The organism is Alloacidobacterium sp., assembly GCF_035631355.1.
In the GTDB taxonomy this organism is placed as follows: Bacteria; Acidobacteriota; Terriglobia; order Terriglobales; family Acidobacteriaceae; genus Alloacidobacterium.
Map to the genome: position 1 here is coordinate 24,365 of NZ_DASQIX010000075.1, position 17,878 is coordinate 42,242.

Genomic DNA, 17,878 nt, shown 5'->3' on the forward strand with positions numbered 1-17,878 from the left:
CTGTATCTTTCTTCCAGGCGGCGGTCGTCCCCAACAGGCCACGTATCAGCAAGCGCCCTACTATCTGATTACTCTTGCGCAGCCACGGCGTAGACGACGAGATTTTGAGCAGGATACACGAAGAGCGGCTCATATCGCCTGCCGGTAAGTTTTTGACGCAATTCGTCTACATAAGATTCACGCGCCACGAGGATATGTTGCTCAGGCGGAATCCCATCCTGTTCATAGTTCACAACTTTCCTGTTGCGATAAAAGGAGATGCCATACTCCATATCCCGGCGAACTTTATAGACCGCAACCGTACCATCCGGTGGGGAAATCTGCTCCAGAATCTTCGACAAAGGGCGCGCCGAATAGGTCAGATCGATTAACTGCACCGTCCCTTTGGTGGAAGCAATCTGCCCGAATCCGAAAAAAGGCCCGATTCCATAGAGAAACAGCAGCAGAATCACAATTGGAACCATGGTCGCGATGCGTAGGCGCTTGAGGCCAAACCGTGCCACAGTTACGAGAATGAAGATAGTCGTCGCAAATCCTGTCGCGCCTGCCGCAATCAGCGCATTCTGCGGCGGCATCTTGTCTGAGTGCTGGATCAGCCGCGGCAGCAGCAGAACCAACGTCGTAAGCGCCCCCGCCAGCAAGCCATGCAGAATCAGTAGCCACGGCTTCAGCCCCCGTCCCCGCATACGGTTCAGATAATCGCCGCACAGAATCGTGAGTGGCGGCACGGATGGAAGAATGTAGCCGGGCAGCTTCGAATCTGAAAACGAGAAGAAAATAATCGGAATCAGCGCCCAAAGCACCAGAAACTCCGGAAAGGCGTCGCCCGTTCGCTGGTGCCCCATGTAGTGATACTTGGCCCGCCGCGCGCGCCACTCCGCAATCGATTCCTTAATCGCGTCGCAGAATGCCGCAATGGCAATCACAGCCCACGGCATCAGGCTCAACACAACGACGGGAATGTAATACCAGAAATGCTGCTCATGCTCGAAGCGGTTGGTGGCAAAACGCTCCAGGTTATGTTCCAGAAAGAACACCCGTAGAAAATTCGGATTGCGCTTCTGCACCGCGATGAACCACGGCAACACCATTGCGAAGTACAGCGCAACACCGGGCCACCAGATGCTTCGTCGCAGGATCGACCACTCCTTTCGCAGCGCTGCGAAGACAGTAAGGATCACCAGCGCCAGAAATGGAGCCACGGGGCCTTTGGCCAGTGTCGCCGCCCCCACAAAAAAGTACAGATCAAACAGCCAGAATTTGCTGTCTGTCTCATACCAGGCATACCAGCCCAGCATTCCAATGCAGAACGGCGCGGCCAATTGCATGTCCGTCGATGCTCCGCGCGCGAAGCTCAGAATGCCCGCACAAGACGCCGTCAGCAGCGCCGCGTCCAATTGCCCGCCGGGGCGGAACCGTCGCATGTGCAGAAAAACAAGGACTACCAGCACAAACGCAAAGCTCGCCGACGGAAGACGTGCTGACCAGTCGTGTATGCCGAACTCGCGAAATGCGAACATCGCCCGCCAGTAATAGAGCGCCGGTTTTTCCAGCCATGGCTGACCGTACAGAATTGGCGTAACGTAGTCATGCCGCTGGAGCATTTCGCGCGCTACCTGCGCATATCGCGGCTCGTCCGCACCCACCAGCCCGATACCGTCACCTCCAAAAATGGGCACCAGCCCGTAGAACAAAAAGAAGGCCGTAAAAATGAAAAGTGTCAACGTCTCCAGCGTCGTCCCGAGAAAAGGGAAGCGCGTCATGGCAGTCGTTGGGCTGATGCGTAGCGCCTTGATGCTCTTAGGGATGGCCACGTTCGTTCAGAGGTCCCGGATGGAATTGCTTTCCGCAGACAAGGCTATCAGATTCAACTGCACGACTTCATAGATTGAGGTATTTAGGATGCCCCCGGTCGAGGGCCTCCTCTGAGCAGAGGTCGAAGGCTCGATTCTGAGGATTTGGGGGGCAAACAGAAATTTAACAAGGTTGATCAAAGACCTACGCGACTTCGTGCACTGCCGCGTTCAACGTCCGCCGCGCTATTTCCAGTATTATTTCCGTCGCGTCCGGCAATGGCCCATCGAGCGTGCAGCCACTGGCGTGCTGGTGCCCGCCTCCGCCAAAACGCTCGGCAAGCCGCGCCACATTCACCTGACCCTTACTGCGTAACGAGAGCCGCACGCGGTGAGTGCTCAACTCTCGCAGAAAAATGGCCACATCCACACCGGCGATTGCAATCGCGTAATTCACGATGCCTTCGCAATCTTCCTCCGCTGCGCTGGTGCGGAGCATGTCCTGGTGCGTCACCCACATCCAGGCGATGCGTCCTTCGCGCCGCAGGTTTGAGAGGGCCGCGCCCAACAGCATCATCTTTGAAGTTGGGTGCGAAAAGTAAACATCCTTCGCGATCGCCGCCGGTCGCGCTCCATGCCTCGCCAGCTCCGCTGCCAATTCAAAGGTGTGCGCATCTGTCCCGTCGTAGCAAAACAGCCCTGTATCCGTCAGGACGGCGGTATATAGGCAGGTCGCCATCTCCGGGGTAATCCGGACGCCCGCCACCATGGCCAGTTCGTAGACCATCTCCGCCACCGCGCACGCCTCGGTGTCGATCCAGTTGACATTAGCAAAATTCCGTCCGCTCGCGTGATGGTCGATGTTGATGAGGAATCGGCCTTCCAGTCCGCGCAGCCGCGAACGCTCGATCCCATCGCATTCCAGCAGGATCACTGCGTCATATTCATCCTCCACGCGGACCGCCTGCCGCATCGCCGAAGAGCATGGCAGAGACCGGTATATCAGTGGCACCCGGTCGCAGGAAACCATGTCCGCCTGCTTTCCCAGCTGCTCTATGATCATCGCGCAGGCCAGCATGGACCCCACCGCGTCGCCATCCGGACGTGCGTGCGCGCTCACCAGAAACCGCTGCCCGCGCTCAAGCGCGTTCAGTACAGCGTGGATGTTGTGCCGTTCTCCCATGTCCCTTTTTGATCGTTAATTCCCTCTATGTCCTCTGATGTGAAACTTCAATCCACTACACTCTTCTGACGCTTGTGCGCCCTCCCGAGCAGCTCATCGATCCGGGCCTTCATCTTTTCCGAACGATCAATATGGAACGTCAGGTCCGGAATATGCCGCACGCCCATCCTCTCCAGCAGTTCGTGCCGGATGTAGCCTCTCGCAGCCATCAGGCCCTCAATCGTCTGCTCTTCTTCCGCCGCGCCGCCATCCACGGCCACATAGATGAGCGCCGACTTACCCCCAGGATTCAGCACCACCTGGCTGACATAGGCAAAGCTGATCCGCGGGTCAGACAATTCGCCCTCGATCATCGCCCCAATTTCTTCACGCAGCGCTTCCGCCACGCGATCCTGATGGTATTTGCGTGCCCGTTGTTCCGGCATCTCCAGCTTCCTTTGGTTAAACGTTTGAGAATACCAGACCAGACGGCCCGGATTGCACAAAAGTAAGCATAAGGCGAAAAAAGTTTTGACGGTGGGACGCGAAGACAGGTTTAGACCAGTTTTGATATTGGCGTGATCTTGTATGGAAATATCATCCGACCGAAGTCATTGCGCAGTAATGTGAAGCCGAAGGGAAGCTTCAATTCTTTATGCCGTATCTGCATCAAATTGAACGAACTGCCCCGCCATTTGATGGGAAATTCTTTCCAAATGTAAAACGCCTGTGGAAATCATTCCACAGGCGTTAACAATTCAGTAGCCCTCCCCCAAGTGCTACTCAATGATTGAAATGTATCCCAGCCTGTCGCCGCCCGCCAATAACAAAATAGTTTCCTCGTTTGGTAATGTCGTAACCAGTTGAGCGTTACCCGAACAAAATAAGGTCCTGGAGGCAGGATTTCAGCGTGTTTCTCCTGAGGGAGTAAAGGAGAAGACTTGCTTTTTCTGAAAGCAGCAAGCGAAATTTCGCGCTAACTCCTATCGCGCAGTTGCGATAGCGTGGGAAAGCGTGCGCCTCTATTCTCTGACGCTGAGTCGCTTGCACACTGAGCTACTCCTCCAGAAACTCCCACCAGGCATCCGCCACCTGCGCCCCCAGGTCATTCGTAATCCGCACCGCCGCGTCCTCGACCTGCTTCATCAGGCCCGAAAGATAATCGCGCGACCCCGAAATCGCCGCTGCGCCAATCGTTGCTGACTGCCATGTCACCGCCTCATCCATCTCCGCTACGGAAATGTTGAAACCATTCCGCAGTTTCTCCTTCAGGCTGCGTACCACCTGCCTCCGATCCTTGAGCGAATGGGCATTCTCAATGCGAACCTCAAGCGTAAGCACAGCCACAGGCATGAATGTAGCCTACGGCAAGAAACAAGGAAGAAGTGCCCTTTTCTGGTTTTGTTCAGGGCCGTTGCTCACGGAGGGGCCTGTCGCTTGAAAGCAAGAGATTCGGGATGCAGCCTCTGGTTTGGATAGCAGCTTGCGCCTTGAGGGCAACGGTTCATCGCAGACGCCCCACATCCCGCCCCAATTCCATCGGGAAGAAATAAATCGCCCAGTAAGCTGGTTTATGGCTACAAGGAGCCCTCAAGGAATGTTCCATCCCTTTCGCCTGCTGTTGGCACAAGTGCATTCACCTTCTACAGGCACAAGCGCTATCGAAGCTCTGGGATGCCAGCAATGTCATGCCCAAAAACTGCGTCACGCTCGCGCTCGACTCAATGGATGGAGTTTCGCTTCTGGACCAGACCTAGCTTTACGTGGGTAAGAGCAACTCAGAAAATCTCGCTTTTAACCCATAGGCAGGCGGCCCTACCAACCCCAGGCCGCTTGCCATTTTTATGCCTGCTCACCAAAGAAGATCGCCACCTGGTCCTTGCGCGGAGTTTGCGTAAACGCGCTGACAACCACTAGACACAGCACTGCCACAATCAGAGCAGGAAAGATCGCGTCCCGCTGCGCCAACACTGCGGGCAGATGGTTGTGAATAAAGCTCGAATCCCAGAAGACGGTAATAAATGTGCCCGCAAAAATCGCACTTACGGCGCCTGCGGCATTCGCTCGCTTTGAATAAAAGGCCGCCAGAATTACCGGCGTCAGCGCCGCCGAATAAATCGTGTAAGCATAGAGCGTTTTCTTCAGCACCGACCCGGTATGCAGCGCCTGATACAGCGCCCAGACACCCAGCAGCACCACCATCAACCGCGAAACAATCAGAATGCGCTTGTTCGACGCTTCGGGAGATATGTAGCGCACAAAAATGTCGTTCACCAGGTTCGTCGCCGGCGAGAACAAAAAATTGTTCGCCGTCGAGACGATCTTTGCGAAAATCGCTCCCATTAGCAACGCGCCCAGCAGTCCCGGCAGACTGTGCAGCGAAGTGAATGCGAGAATCTCGCGTGGAAATGGCGATTCGTGCTTCCTCATCGCCAGCACATGCCCCAGCATCGCCAACACTACGATCACCGTTTCCAGAATCACCGTGCCGATGATCCAGCCGACAACGGCGACGCGCGCGTCCTTCTCCGACTTTGCCGAAAAAAACTTCTGATACATCGCCTGGTTGCCCAGCATCAGCAGACACGTCGGCACAAAAAGCTCCAGCGCCTGCATAAACGTATCATCGCCCAGCGCAGTGAAGTGCGAAGGCGGCAGTGACGCGTGAAAACCGCTCCATCCGCCCACCGAATGCATCAGCACCGGCAAGGCAATCAGCATCGTAATCGTTGCCAGCAACCCGATAAACACATCCATATACGCTACCGACGACATCCCGGCAATCGCCGTAAACACGATGACAAACGCGGCAATGATGTACTCACCCAATACAGGCGTAATGACATTGGGGAAAATCAAACTCAGAATGTCTCCGCCGCCGATGAACTGGTAGCTGGTGATCGCTGTATATGCGAACAAGACCGCAATCACGCCCAGCACGCGCGCCGTCTGGTTGTAGCGCGCCTCCAGCAGGTCGGGAATTGTGAACTGGGCCGACCGCCGTGCTCTTGGCGCAATAAAGTAAATCAGCAGCAGCCCGGCCCATCCGCCGGCGGCCTGCCAGATGGCCACAAATCCGTGGTTGTAGGCATTCTCCGCCGCGCCCAGCAGCGAACCCGACCCGATCCAGGACGACAACAACGTAAAGACCAGCACAAAGGCAGGCAGAGTACGCCCGGCAACCAGATAGTCGGCCTTGGTCTTGACCTTGCCCAGCCGCGTGAGCGACACCACAAGCAGAGTGAGAACGATAGCGCCGACTACCACGGCGTAAAGATGACTCATGTCTATCCTTTAGAGAAAGCGTAACGGACAGTGTACGGGGAAAGCGTGATCGCCCGCCATCACTTCTGAAGTTTGCCACCCTAACGCTGAACAAAGAGAAACGTAAGGACCTGCTTTTTCTTCATATCAGCACAGAAACGGGTGCCCCATCCTATCGCTTAGTTTGCGATAGGGTGGGAAAGTAACAATCCAAACCTGTTTCTCCCCGTTTTCCGTGGTGAAAGCTAAAGCCGCAGCGGTAGAATCAGCCCGCTTTAGGCCGTACCCCAAAAATCGCTGTCCCGATCCGCACCAGCGTGGAGCCTTCTTCAATGGCAATCTCAAAATCTCCTGACATCCCCATTGAAAGCTCGCTGAAGTCCAGCTGTGGATGCCGTCCTGCCAACGCCTCACGCAACATTCGCAGACGCCGGAAGCAGTCCCGCGCCGTCTCCGGATTTTCGTCCAAGGGAGGCACCGTCATCAGTCCACGCATCTGCAAGCTGCCCAGGTCAGTTAGCCTATCCAGCAGCTCAGCCAGTTCCTGCGACTCGGGCCCAAGCCCCGTCTTGGCTGCTTCTTCACTCATCTTGATTTCGACCAAAACCGGCAACCGCCGCCCCAGCTTTTTCGCTCCGTCGTTCAGCCGTTCGGCCAGCTTCAGCGAGTCAACCGTATCCACCCCGGAAAAAATCTCCGCCGCCCGTCCTGTTTTGTTCGATTGCAGATGCCCGATCAGATGAACCGCAATCGACTCGCCTGACGAGCCCGGCACTCCCGAGACGTCAATCCCCAATCCGCTCAATGCAGGCCGCTTCTGCTGAAATTCCTGTACCCGATTCTCACCGAATAGGCGCAACCCTGCGTGAACAGCGGCAGCAATCGTCTCAGGAGGATGTGTTTTGGAGACAGCCATCAGCTTGACATCCGCTGGGCTGCGATCTGTCCGGCGGCAAACGGAATGGATGCGTTCGTATATCGAGGACAACCGCTCTTGAATCGCCTTGTCTTGGAGCATCTGAGTTTCGTTTAAGGAAGATACTCTACAAAATTCTGTAGAGGTGGGCGCATTTTCAAGTGTATCTGACCACAAGAATACGCGATTTACTCAACGTATATTTATGACCAGTCACTAATTAACTGATTTGACAATTCCTTGACGCCAAATGGAGTCTCAATTGCTTGTTAACTCGCTCAGTTCACAGAGTTTGTATGAAATCCAAAGCGGGCGTCTTGCAGGAATCCGGTGTTCGCCTAAATTCGCGGGTCTCATCGAGCAATGGTTTTGATGTTGACCAACTGATAAGGAGCTTCAAAGTATGTCAAGAATGATGAAATCCTTGGTTTTGCTGCTGACCCTGCTTTCCGTGGCAGGCGCTCCGCTCATCGCGCAGACGAGCAAGGGGACTCTCGTTGGCGTTGTCCGCGATGCAAGCGGCGCGGTTATCCCGAATGCAACGGTTACGATCAAAAGCCAGTTAACCGGAGAAACCCGCGCCATCCAGACCAATGGGAGTGGAGAATACAGGGTTGATGCCATCAATCCAGGTGTCTACACCATTAGCACGGCAGCTTCTGGCTTTGCAGCAAATCAAATCACAGACGTGAGCGTGACACCCTCCGTCGTCACGTCTCGCGACATCGTCTTGAGCATTGGCGCCGTCACAGGAACGGTCACTGTGCAGGCGACCACAAACAATATCAATCTCGATAACGGTCATCTCTCCGGCACAATCGAGTCCGGTGAGTTAAAGACCCTGCCGATCTTTTCCCTTAACCCCATTGAACTGGCCACTACTATCCCCGGCGTCCAATATGTCAATCCCATGCTTAACCTGGCTGGCGCGGGCGGCAACTATGAACAGATTGAAGTCAATGGATCGCGTCCGCGCGCTAACAACTTCATGATGGACAGCCAGGATATTAATGACGTCGGTCTTGGTGGCCAGGCCTTTCAACCGCAGATTCCCGACATCTTTCAATCCGTCACCGTGCTGACCAACTCTCCAGCAGCTGAGTATGGACGCGCCGGTGGCGCCGTAGTGAACCTGGTCACGAAATCCGGCACCAATCAGTTCCATGGCTCTGCGTTTGAGCTTTATTCCGGATCGGGGCTCAATTCAGTCGACGGCCAGACCCGCCTGATCACGCCCAAGAGTTCTGCCAATAAAGCGCGATTTGACGAACACCAGTTTGGATTCACTGGAGGCGGGCCCGTCTGGCGGAACAAGCTGTTTATCTTCGGCGCCTCGCAGTGGAGCCGCTTCTATGGCAATTCAAACTCAACTCCGATTGAACTGCCTGACCAGAACGGCTATAACGTCCTGACTTCGATTGGCGGTCCCAATGTTGCGCTTCTGCAAGGTCTGCTCAACAGCGGCACATACCTCAATCAATACAATTTCGTCGGCGCGACTGCGCCGATCAATGTCGGCCAGCCCACAACCGGCGCCTCCGGTGCTTGCCCCGCAAGTGGCTGCGTCGTTACCACCGCCCTGTTCGAGCGTCCCCCGGTTCCTCAGCAGGAACCTGATCTGCAGTACATCATTCGCGGCGACTACACTCCGAATCAAAACGATTCATTTGCCGTCCGCTTCATGCGCGACAATGCAACGTTTACTCCCGATCTCGGTCTGAATACTTCCGGCTTGCCCGGCTTCGATGGAGAGGTTGGAGGGCCCTCCTATCTCAGCTATGTGAACTGGACGCACGTTTTCAGCCCGCATCTTCTCAACGAATTCCGCGCCTCTATGACGCGCATCGATTTTCTCTTCCAGGCCACGCCCGAGACAAAAGCGAATCCGCTGGCACAGAACTACTCTCTTGAATTCCAGGACGCGTACAACGGTGGAAGCACTCCGTCTTTTCCAGTTCTAGGGGTCTCCCAGAACATTCCTCAGGGTCGTCTGGAAAACTTCTATCAGTTCCAGGACACAGTGAGCTGGAACATCGGCAAGCAGTCCATTCGCATGGGAGCCGACATTGGCCGCATCCTGGAAACCGATCTGGTGGCCCAGGAAGCGCTGGGGCAGTTGACCATCACCAGCAGCGCAGGCTTCACATCCATGGGTAATTACCTGAATGACAATCTGGGCAAAGGCGGCACAGCCGAACGTACGTTTGGTCCCACGCGGATCGATCCACATATCTGGCGTTCAGCCGGCTTTGTTCAGGATGACGTCAAAGTGATGCCCGATCTCACTCTGAATCTCGGCCTCCGCTATGACTACATCACCGATCCAAGCAACTCACTGCAATATCCGGGAATTGATGTTGAGGATCCCTTTGCGCCAATCACGAATGTATACAGGGTCAATAACAGCGCCTTGAACTTCGGGCCGCGCTTCGGGTTTGCCTACGCTCCCACCGGAGGAGGCTGGCTGGGCAGCGGCAAGACTGTTGTGCACGGCGGCGCCGGTATCTTCTACGACACCGACTTCAGCAACATTCCGGTCAATTCCGCTCAGTCCTCGCCCAATGCGGTGTCAACAACCTTGACTTCGCAAGCGCCGACTGGTTTAGGCAATGCCCTCAGCCTGGTTCCTTCCATTACGCCTGCTCCCATCAGCCCGTTCTCAAGCGTGTTGAGCGTAGATAAGAACCTGGTCAACCCGCGCGTATATCAGTGGAACCTGGGAGTGGAACGCGCTCTGCCGGCGGACCTGAAGTTGACCCTCAACTATGTCGGTACCCGCGGACGTAAGCTGTATGCCAACCAGCAATACAACTACTTCGACTTCAACACCGGCGATCGGTTGAATCCCGATCGTGGCGCCGTGAATGCGCGCGGAAACACTGCTGCTTCGGAATACGACAGCATTCAAGCGGAGTTGTCGCGGAGGTTCTCGCACGGCCTGACTTTCCGCGCGGCATATACCTACGGAAAAAACCTGGACAATGGCTCCGAAGTCTTCTCTCTGTTCAACAGCAGCACTTCCTACAGTGCGAACCTCGCTCCTGGTGGACGACGTCAGGACTGGGGCGCGTCCGCCTTTGACTTTCCGCAGTTCTTTTCAGTTGCCTATACCTGGGCGCCGATCGGCGTCCGCTCCGACAACCACACAACAGATATGTTGTTAAGCGGCCTTACCCGGCATTGGTCATTCTCAGGGGTGACGCAACTGCAGGCTGGACCGCCCAGCACCTTCACCATCCCCGGTGTCGATACAAATGGCGATGGCAGTGCTGTCAATGATCGTCCCATTATTGGAAACGTTCATGCTCCCATCGACACTGCGGGTATCGATGGTATCTACATTGGAGGAACCCCAGGCGTCTATTACGACTATGGACAACTCAATTCAACCGGGAACGTGGTTGTCGTAAACAACAGCCAGGTTCATTGGCTGATTCCGTACGGTCCGCAATTCATGCCCTTTGAGGTCGGTCGTAACAGTTTCCGCAACCCGGGAACAACGATCTGGAATGTGGCCGCCGAAAAGGACATTCCCGCTCCGTGGACCCACCTCGAGAGCGCAACATTCCAACTTCGGGCAGAAGTCCAGAACATTGGCAATCACAACGATGTCGGAATCCTCGACACCAGCCTTCTCGACATAGGCAGCACGAGCTTTATGAATACTACGAATGCTCGCGCCACCACCAACAGGAACCTGCGCTTCTGGATGAAGTTCAGCTTCTAATTACTTTCTAGCTAACTTGCACGGGGGCGCTCACTTCAGGCGCCCCTTCCCTTTTCGGCTTCATCATTGACTGCGAGTGCCAGTCGAATATGTCATTTGCTTGCCTCTATTCCCTTACTCACTGTGTGGGGCTGAGCACGATAGAAAATCCATCCGTTTACCCCTGTGAAACGCCGTTAACCCCTTCGATCCAGTGCATTGTCACAATTTGTGCAGTTGTTTTTCGTATACCTACCAAATTCAGTATTTTAATTACCAAATATCAAATAAATGACCGCAATACATTAACTATAAAGTTAATTATTTGCTCCGAAGCTTTTTGGTTTCATATATTTACTGATATATAAACAATCGCTGAGAATTAGGCACCCGAATTGCCTTTTGTAATGCGAGGAGCGAATACAGATGATTCGAAGTCAAAAACTTTTCGCGATAGCACTTTTTGTTGTTGGGGTTGCCTCCTTTGCCTTCGGTCAAGGCATTACTACCGGAACGATCACCGGTACTGTAGTGGATCCGAGCGGTGCTGTGATTCAGCACGCCCACGTGCAGGCTATTGATACAGCAAAGGGCACCACTCTGGTGACGGATTCCCTTGCCGACGGTATCTTCTCGTTTCGCGCTGTTCCGGTGGGTACATATCGAATCGAAGTCACAGCCGATGGCTTCAACCAGACGGTTGTAAACAACATTCAAGTCGCATCAGGCGTCACCAACAATCTGAATTCGATTCAGCTGACCATCGGCGCCTCAACGCAGGTTGTTGTCAGTGGCACCAGCCAGCCACTTCTGAACACTGCCGATTCGCAAGTGACGACCACATTCAGCACGCAAAGTGTACAGAGCCTGCCCTTGAACAACGGATTTGACACGATAACCGAGGTTATTCCCGGTGTCGTCAGCACGCATGGTGCCGGAGGCACGAATTTCTCCAATACCAATGGGGATGGGTTCTCGGTCAACGGCCAAAGCGGCCGTTACAACAACTTTGAAATTGACGGGCAAACGAACAACGATAATTCAGTTGCCGGCCCTCAGGCTTTTTTTGGCAGCCAGGATGGCATTGAGGAAATCCAGGTCATTACCAACAATTACAGCGCGCAGTATGGCCGCAATGCCGGCGCTGTCGTCAATTACGTTACGAAATCCGGCAGCAATGCTTTTCACGGAAGCGGTTTTGAGTTTTACCAAGGCCAGGCCCTAAGTTCTCTCACAAATGCAGAAAAGAACCCGCTCTTCGGTTTTTGCGGATCAGGTCAAAGCCCAGACTCCGGTTGCGCAGCTCCTGTTGTTCCGCGATTCGTCGAAAACCGCTATGGTGGCACCCTCGGAGGCCCAATCCTCAAGGACAAGTTGTTCTTCTTCGGAAGCACCTTCTGGGATCATGTGCGCACGGGTGTGACCCCGTCTCAGTCTTTGCCGGATCTCACTCCCACGCCTGCTGGCATCCAGGCCTTGCAAGCAGATTTTCCCGGCAATCCAGCAGTAGCAATGCTCTCGGCCTATGGTCCTTATGGAGTCACGGTGGGCAACCCCACACCGGCGGGGGCGACCGTTTTTGAAAATGTCACAGGTCCGAACGGCGCGACATTTTCCATTCCGTTCGCGGGCGTGCAGCGCACCATTCCGACCCCATTCAATGATCAGGAAGAATTGGGTCGTCTTGACTGGCAGCCAACCGGAAAAGATCACCTGTTCGTCCGCTACTTCTATCAGGACCAGCTAAGTACCGGCGTGCCGTTTGCAAGCACAGGTGCAGGCAGTATTTCAGCTGGTTCTTATGTCGATGTGCCAGGAACAACGCATTCTGTGGGTGCCGACTGGACTCACGTATTTTCAGATCGCTGGGTCGACCAGCTCCGTTACAGCTTCCAGCAATCTAACGTGCTCTTTCAGGGTGGCGCCATACCAGCTTGCACAGCGAACAATTTGACCGTATGTCCGGCCCAGATCACTTTCACTGGCAGCAATCAGGACTCTGGATTTGGTTACAACGCGGGTTCTCCACAGGGCCGTATTGTAAAAGTGACTCAGATCCAGAACAATGCCACCTGGACACGTGGCAACCACACAATTCTGTTCGGCGGCGAGTTTGATTATCAGAACTCCCCGAACATCTTCCTGCCACTCTATAACGGCGATTATCTGTACAGTGACTTCTCCAGTTTCCTCCAGGATTCCGGTGCTCTTCTGCTTGCCAATGGCAATCCGGTCATTCCCTTTACCGAGCCCGATGCTGCCGGGTATGTCCAGGACGACTGGAAAGTCACGCCAAACTTCACTGCTCATCTTGGCATGCGCTGGGAATACTTCGGTCAGGCGGTAAACAAGCTGCATGACGAAACTGTCGCGCGCGAGTCGAATCCCGCTACCGCATTCTGGGATCCTAGCCTTCCTCTGGCGGACAAAACAGTCGGCGCTGTGAACGAAAACTATAAGAACTTCGAACCTAGAATTGGCTTTGCGTGGAATCCTTCATTTGATAAGGAACTTGTCGTGAACGGCGGATATGCTATCAATGCCAATCCTGCTTACTACAACATCTTCCTGCTTGATGCGATTGCCAGCCCGGTTGCCAATACTGGCGTTGTTGGCTGCAGTGGAAACTGCCAGCCGGCAAACGGTAATTTGACCGGCGCCAGCGTCCGCTCGACGAATCTCTCCAGTCTGCCAATTGGGGTCGGTGTTGATCCGCGCTTCCGGGATCAGACCTACGTCCCGGCAAACTTCCGCACGCCCTATGTGCAGACTTACACCCTGGCCCTTCAGCATCAGATCGGGCACGGAGCAGTAGGGGAGATTCGCTATGTCGGTTCGAAAACCACGAGCGACTTCCGCTCGGTCGACCAGAACCCATTCCTGCTGCCCGTAGCTGCTTCATTTCCCAACTACGTGTCGCCTTCGTCTCTCTGCTCAGACAGCACACAGCCCGGCTTTGGACGACCCAGTTGCAACAGCTCCAACCTGGCGTATGTAACGAACGGTGGCTGGGCAAATTACAGCGGTCTCCAACTCAATCTATCTACCAGGAACTATCGCGGATTGACAGGCACTGTGTCCTATACATGGAGCAGGTCGATCGACAATTCTACCGACGTATTTAGTACTGGCGCGGCAGGCAACACGAATGCCTTTCCACAGAACCCACAAGATCCGGATGTGGGCGAACGCGGAGTAAGCGGCAACAGCTATCCGAATGTCGTAGGCATCGCTTTCAATTATGAGTTGCCAAAGTTTGCCGCTTCGAACGGGTTTGTCTCCCGCTTGGTCAATGGCTTCTCCCTTGGCAGCTTCTATCGCTATAACAGCGGCCAGCCTTTCAATGCCTTCCAACCGCTTACGTTGGACGGTTTTACTGGTGACACCAGCTTCTGTGATGGAGCATTCAACGGCTCCTCTGTAGGTTCAGCGCTCGATACCTGCCGCCTTGTCGTATCCAATCGCAAAGCCCCGCTTAACACAGTCGCATATCTCAACCCATACACCGGGCCAACCGTCGGTGGCAGTCCAACCCTTGGCACACCGCAATACGTCGAGTACAACACCGATTTCATCGACAACAACGGCAACTACAACCCTGGTACCCCGATCGACCCGGCGTCTGCGCACTGGATCGTCAACAACCAGGCATACGCCCAGGCGGTTGGGAATCCATATCCGGGATCAGGCCGCAACATCCTGCGTGGCAGCACGTTCAGCGATTTGGATTTGAGCCTCTACAAAACAACCCAGGTTACTGAACGTGTTTCCATACAACTGCAGTTCAATGTGTACAACGCATTAAACCAGCAGTTCCGCGCCACTGGAGACTCCAACGTGGGTGACTACAGCCCGTCTGGCTTCAATCCATTCCTGAATACCGCTTTTAACAGCTTCGCGACGGTTCCCGGCAACACATCGGGCACACGATTCGTGATCCTGGGAGGGAAAGTAATCTTTTAAATCGTTCGGACGAGCTACAAATGGGCGCCTTACGGGCGCCCTATTTTTTGGTCAGGCCCGGGAACTCAAATATCGCGGATAGATATTTATCGCCGAGGCAGGTATTTCAGTACTTCACCCGGCTCCGGGCGGACCCGGAAATCGGCATGGGCCTTAGCGTAGAGGACTGTCCCATCCTGACCGAGTACATAGGTGGCCGGCAGCGGTAGCATCCAGCTCTCGTCGCCATTCACGAAAGGGATGTTCACGAGAATGCTGCGGAAGTATTGCTGGTGAAAGGGTGGAACGCGGTAAGCAATCCCGAAGTGCTGCGCAACATCGCAATGCGAATCGAAGAGTAAAGGGAAAGGGATTTTGTGCTGCCCGGCGGTGAAATCGTTTTGCCGAGCCGTTTGTGGTGAAATGCCAACCAGGAGCGCGCCATATTCGCGTACTGCGGGATAAAGGTCGCGCCAGGCCTCTAGCTCCGTCATACAGTAAGGACACCAGCGCCCGCGAAAGAAGTTGACCACCAGCGGTCCCAACGCCAGCAGGTCAGACGAGCGCACCATTCGCCCCGATGCATCTGGCAGCACAAACTCAGGCGCTTTGGTCCCCACCGCAAGAATCCGCTCCTCAATGCCGCTCGAAAAAAGATCGGCCACCGCTTGCTCACTGATGGCCAGCCGCTCCGGCTGCACCAGATTGCGCGTATTGGCGGTAATCTCGTCGAGCTGATCCTGCAATCGGTGATCGAGGTCAATCATGGGAAATTAGCCAAAGTCTCTACGGTAAAGCATTTCTCTGCGAACCTTTGCGAAACCTCAGCGTCCACTGCGGTGAAAGGTTTTTAGCGGAACTTACCGCCCGCGCATGCCGCTTAACATACCCATCGCGCGCCGTTGCAGCATTCCGCCCTTGCCTACGTTCTTGAACATCTTCCGCATCTGTGCGTATTGCCGCAGGAGCTGGTTCACTTCCTGCACAGAAGTCCCGGAACCAGCGGCAATACGTTTGCGCCCGCTTCCGGAGATGATCTCGTGATTGTTCCGCTCCTTCTGCGTCATCGAGTTGATGATCGCCTCGACGCGGACAAACTGCTTTTCGTCCACCTGATCGGCCATCTGCTGCATGCCCGCCAGCGGCCCGACTGATGGAAGCATCTTCATGATGCTTTGCAATGAGCCGAGCTTGCGAATCTGCCGCAGCTGGTCACGGAAATCTTCGAGCGAAAAGCCGTCGCCCGAGAGCGCTTTGCGCGCGAACTCCTCGGACTTCTTGCGGTCCAGCTTTTCTTCGGCTTTCTCGATGAGCGTCATGATGTCGCCCATGCCGAGAATGCGGCCCACGATGCGGTCCGGATGGAACGGCTCAAAAGCGTCCGGCTTCTCGCCTGTACCGATAAACTTCACCGGCTGTCCCGTGACGTGGCGAATCGACAGCGCCGCGCCGCCGCGTGCATCGCCATCCATCTTGGTAAGAATGATGCCAGTAAGCGCGAGCCGTTTATGGAACTCGTCAGCCGACTTGACTGCGTCCTGTCCGGTCATCGAATCAGCTATAAACAGGATCTCCTGTGGCGAAAGCAGCTTCTTAAGCGACTCCATCTCGCCCATCAGGTCTTCGTCAATGTGTAGACGGCCTGCGGTATCAACAATCAGCGTGTCACAGCCGGAGATGATCGCCTCGCGGCGCGCCTCCTTGGCCAACCGCTCGACGAGTGGAGTTCCCGCAGCCTCGCCCTTTGTGTCACCTTCGTACAGATTGGCCTTGATCGACTTGGCAACAACCTTCAACTGCTCCCGTGCTGCCGGACGATACACGTCTACCGACACGAGCATGGGCCGATGGCCGCCCTTTTGCAGCCATGCCGCCAGCTTGCCTGAAGTCGTCGTCTTGCCCGAGCCCTGAAGGCCAGCCATCAGGATCACCGTGGGAGGCTTTGAAGCAAACTGGAACCGGGCCGTGTCTTTGCCCAGGAGCGCGACGAGTTCATCGCGCACAATCTTGATGACCTGCTCGGTAGGCGAGAGCGCTGTCATCACTTCCTGACCAACGGCCTTTGCGCGAATGTGCTCGATCAGGTCCTTGACGACATTGAGGTTGACGTCTGCTTCGAGCAGCGCCACGCGAATTTCGCGCAGGGCTTCGCCGATGTTCTCCTCGGAGACCGTGCCCTGTCCGCGCAGGTTCTTAAACGCGCGCTGCAGCTTTTCTGAGAGATTTTCAAACATAGGTGCTTTTTAAGTTTATCAGCGAAGCCGCCTGGACCTACTCAGTCTGCACAGTTTCAAACCCAAGGCCAAGCAGCATGGTGGTGACGGTGGCGGCGGCGTTCTTGCGGGCATTGTCAAGGATGCCGTCGTCCAATGCAGCCTGCTGCAGGTCCTGCTGGGCTTTGGCGCGAACCTCAGTTTCGAGGTTGGGGTCGGCGCCGACCAGCAATCCGGTATCACGTGAATAAACGCGGGTTTTGCTGTTGTCAATCGTCGTGGAGAAGACTTCCGGCTGCGGCAGGTGGATACGCACGGCGCGTCCGTTAATATGTACGTCGCTTTGTTTGAGTTGACTGAGATCAATGCCGGCGACGGTCTGGCCATGGACTACGAGCAGGAGTTTGTCTCCGGCGAGGATGTTCGGCAGCCAGGCATTTTCCCGTGAGCCTTCCTCGACCTTGTCCATGGTATAGACGACGGTTTCGAGCCGCTGCAACTGCTGAATCTTGGCCACCACAGTGGGCAGAGATGAATCCAGAGTGAGGCTTCGTCCCGTGACTTTGGCTGCCACTTCATTCCAGAAACCCTTCGTCGCATGACGGACAAACCAGACCAGTCCAGCCACGCCGATGATGAGGCCCAGAATAAGGGCAAGCAGAATTTTGCCGAATATGGGCCTTTTAGGAACGTCAGGATCCAGAACAGGCATGATGCTCATGAAGAGCTTAGATGATGCAGGTGGACGACCTCAGTAGAACAAAGTTTGCGTTTGAGAAGGAGCCACCTATATCTGACTTTTTAAATTCTTGTAATCAATATACTTTATCGCTGCAAACGCCAGATGACCAAAGTCCGTGACGCCACGAACAACAGCTGAGG

11 protein-coding genes are annotated in these 17,878 nt (G+C 55.0%); 2 read left to right on the top strand and 9 right to left on the bottom strand.

All coding sequences use genetic code 11. From position 1 onward, the window contains the following. Positions 1–68: 68 nt before the first annotated feature. The 6 genes from VEV40_RS13890 to VEV40_RS13915 all read right to left on the bottom strand — a co-directional run bounded on the left by VEV40_RS13890 (position 69) and on the right by VEV40_RS13915 (position 7,237). A complete protein-coding gene (locus VEV40_RS13890) occupies positions 69–1,814 on the bottom strand; it encodes an ArnT family glycosyltransferase (protein ID WP_324833138.1) in 1,746 nt (581 codons plus the stop codon). A 184-nt stretch (positions 1,815–1,998) separates the two neighbouring features. Then, on the bottom strand, positions 1,999–2,976 hold the full coding sequence (locus VEV40_RS13895; RefSeq protein ID WP_324833140.1) for a bifunctional oligoribonuclease/PAP phosphatase NrnA: 978 nt from the start codon (positions 2,974–2,976) through the stop codon (positions 1,999–2,001). Positions 2,977–3,023: 47 nt separating this feature from the next. Then, positions 3,024–3,401, bottom strand: coding sequence for a 30S ribosome-binding factor RbfA (gene rbfA, locus VEV40_RS13900; protein WP_324833141.1), 378 nt, complete (start codon positions 3,399–3,401; stop codon positions 3,024–3,026). A gap of 610 nt (positions 3,402–4,011) precedes the next feature. Next, the gene (locus tag VEV40_RS13905) at positions 4,012–4,308 is read right to left on the bottom strand and encodes a DUF503 domain-containing protein (protein ID WP_324833143.1); all 297 of its coding nucleotides are present in this window, start codon (positions 4,306–4,308) and stop codon (positions 4,012–4,014) included. 489 nt (positions 4,309–4,797) lie between these two features. Then, entirely contained in the window at positions 4,798–6,240 is a 1,443-nt protein-coding gene (locus VEV40_RS13910; protein ID WP_324833145.1) for a sodium:solute symporter family protein, read from the bottom strand. A gap of 244 nt (positions 6,241–6,484) precedes the next feature. Further along, on the bottom strand, positions 6,485–7,237 hold the full coding sequence (locus VEV40_RS13915; protein WP_324833146.1) for a YggS family pyridoxal phosphate-dependent enzyme: 753 nt from the start codon (positions 7,235–7,237) through the stop codon (positions 6,485–6,487). 310 nt (positions 7,238–7,547) lie between these two features. Between VEV40_RS13915 and VEV40_RS13920 the strand changes: the two genes are divergently transcribed. Continuing rightward, positions 7,548–10,862, top strand: coding sequence for a TonB-dependent receptor (locus VEV40_RS13920; RefSeq protein WP_324833147.1), 3,315 nt, complete (start codon positions 7,548–7,550; stop codon positions 10,860–10,862). Between the two features lie 405 nt (positions 10,863–11,267). Beyond that, a complete protein-coding gene (locus VEV40_RS13925) occupies positions 11,268–14,804 on the top strand; it encodes a TonB-dependent receptor (protein ID WP_324833148.1) in 3,537 nt (1,178 codons plus the stop codon). A gap of 86 nt (positions 14,805–14,890) precedes the next feature. Here VEV40_RS13925 and VEV40_RS13930 read toward each other — a convergent pair whose 3' ends face one another. From VEV40_RS13930 to VEV40_RS13940, 3 genes are all read right to left on the bottom strand, one after another. Next, positions 14,891–15,550: a peroxiredoxin family protein gene (locus tag VEV40_RS13930; RefSeq protein ID WP_324833150.1), complete on the bottom strand. Its 660-nt coding sequence runs from the start codon at positions 15,548–15,550 to the stop codon at positions 14,891–14,893. Between the two features lie 93 nt (positions 15,551–15,643). Next, positions 15,644–17,017, bottom strand: a complete 1,374-nt coding sequence (ffh, locus tag VEV40_RS13935; RefSeq protein WP_324833151.1) for a signal recognition particle protein — start codon at positions 17,015–17,017, stop codon at positions 15,644–15,646. A 37-nt stretch (positions 17,018–17,054) separates the two neighbouring features. Beyond that, positions 17,055–17,708, bottom strand: coding sequence for a DUF4230 domain-containing protein (locus VEV40_RS13940; RefSeq protein WP_324833153.1), 654 nt, complete (start codon positions 17,706–17,708; stop codon positions 17,055–17,057). Positions 17,709–17,878 lie beyond the last annotated feature (170 nt).

Bases quoted from the DNA above. Each gene is read 5' to 3' on its own strand.
- rbfA (WP_324833141.1), bottom strand. From the start codon at position 3,401: ATGCCGGAACAACGGGCACGCAAATACCATCAGGATCGCGTGGCGGAA.
- VEV40_RS13915 (WP_324833146.1), bottom strand. From the start codon at position 7,237: ATGCTCCAAGACAAGGCGATTCAAGAGCGGTTGTCCTCGATATACGAA.
- ffh (WP_324833151.1), bottom strand. From the start codon at position 17,017: ATGTTTGAAAATCTCTCAGAAAAGCTGCAGCGCGCGTTTAAGAACCTG.
- VEV40_RS13905 (WP_324833143.1), bottom strand. From the start codon at position 4,308: ATGCCTGTGGCTGTGCTTACGCTTGAGGTTCGCATTGAGAATGCCCAT.
- VEV40_RS13925 (WP_324833148.1), top strand. From the start codon at position 11,268: ATGATTCGAAGTCAAAAACTTTTCGCGATAGCACTTTTTGTTGTTGGG.
- VEV40_RS13910 (WP_324833145.1), bottom strand. From the start codon at position 6,240: ATGAGTCATCTTTACGCCGTGGTAGTCGGCGCTATCGTTCTCACTCTG.
- VEV40_RS13940 (WP_324833153.1), bottom strand. From the start codon at position 17,708: ATGCCTGTTCTGGATCCTGACGTTCCTAAAAGGCCCATATTCGGCAAA.
- VEV40_RS13930 (WP_324833150.1), bottom strand. From the start codon at position 15,550: ATGATTGACCTCGATCACCGATTGCAGGATCAGCTCGACGAGATTACC.
- VEV40_RS13895 (WP_324833140.1), bottom strand. From the start codon at position 2,976: ATGGGAGAACGGCACAACATCCACGCTGTACTGAACGCGCTTGAGCGC.
- VEV40_RS13920 (WP_324833147.1), top strand. From the start codon at position 7,548: ATGATGAAATCCTTGGTTTTGCTGCTGACCCTGCTTTCCGTGGCAGGC.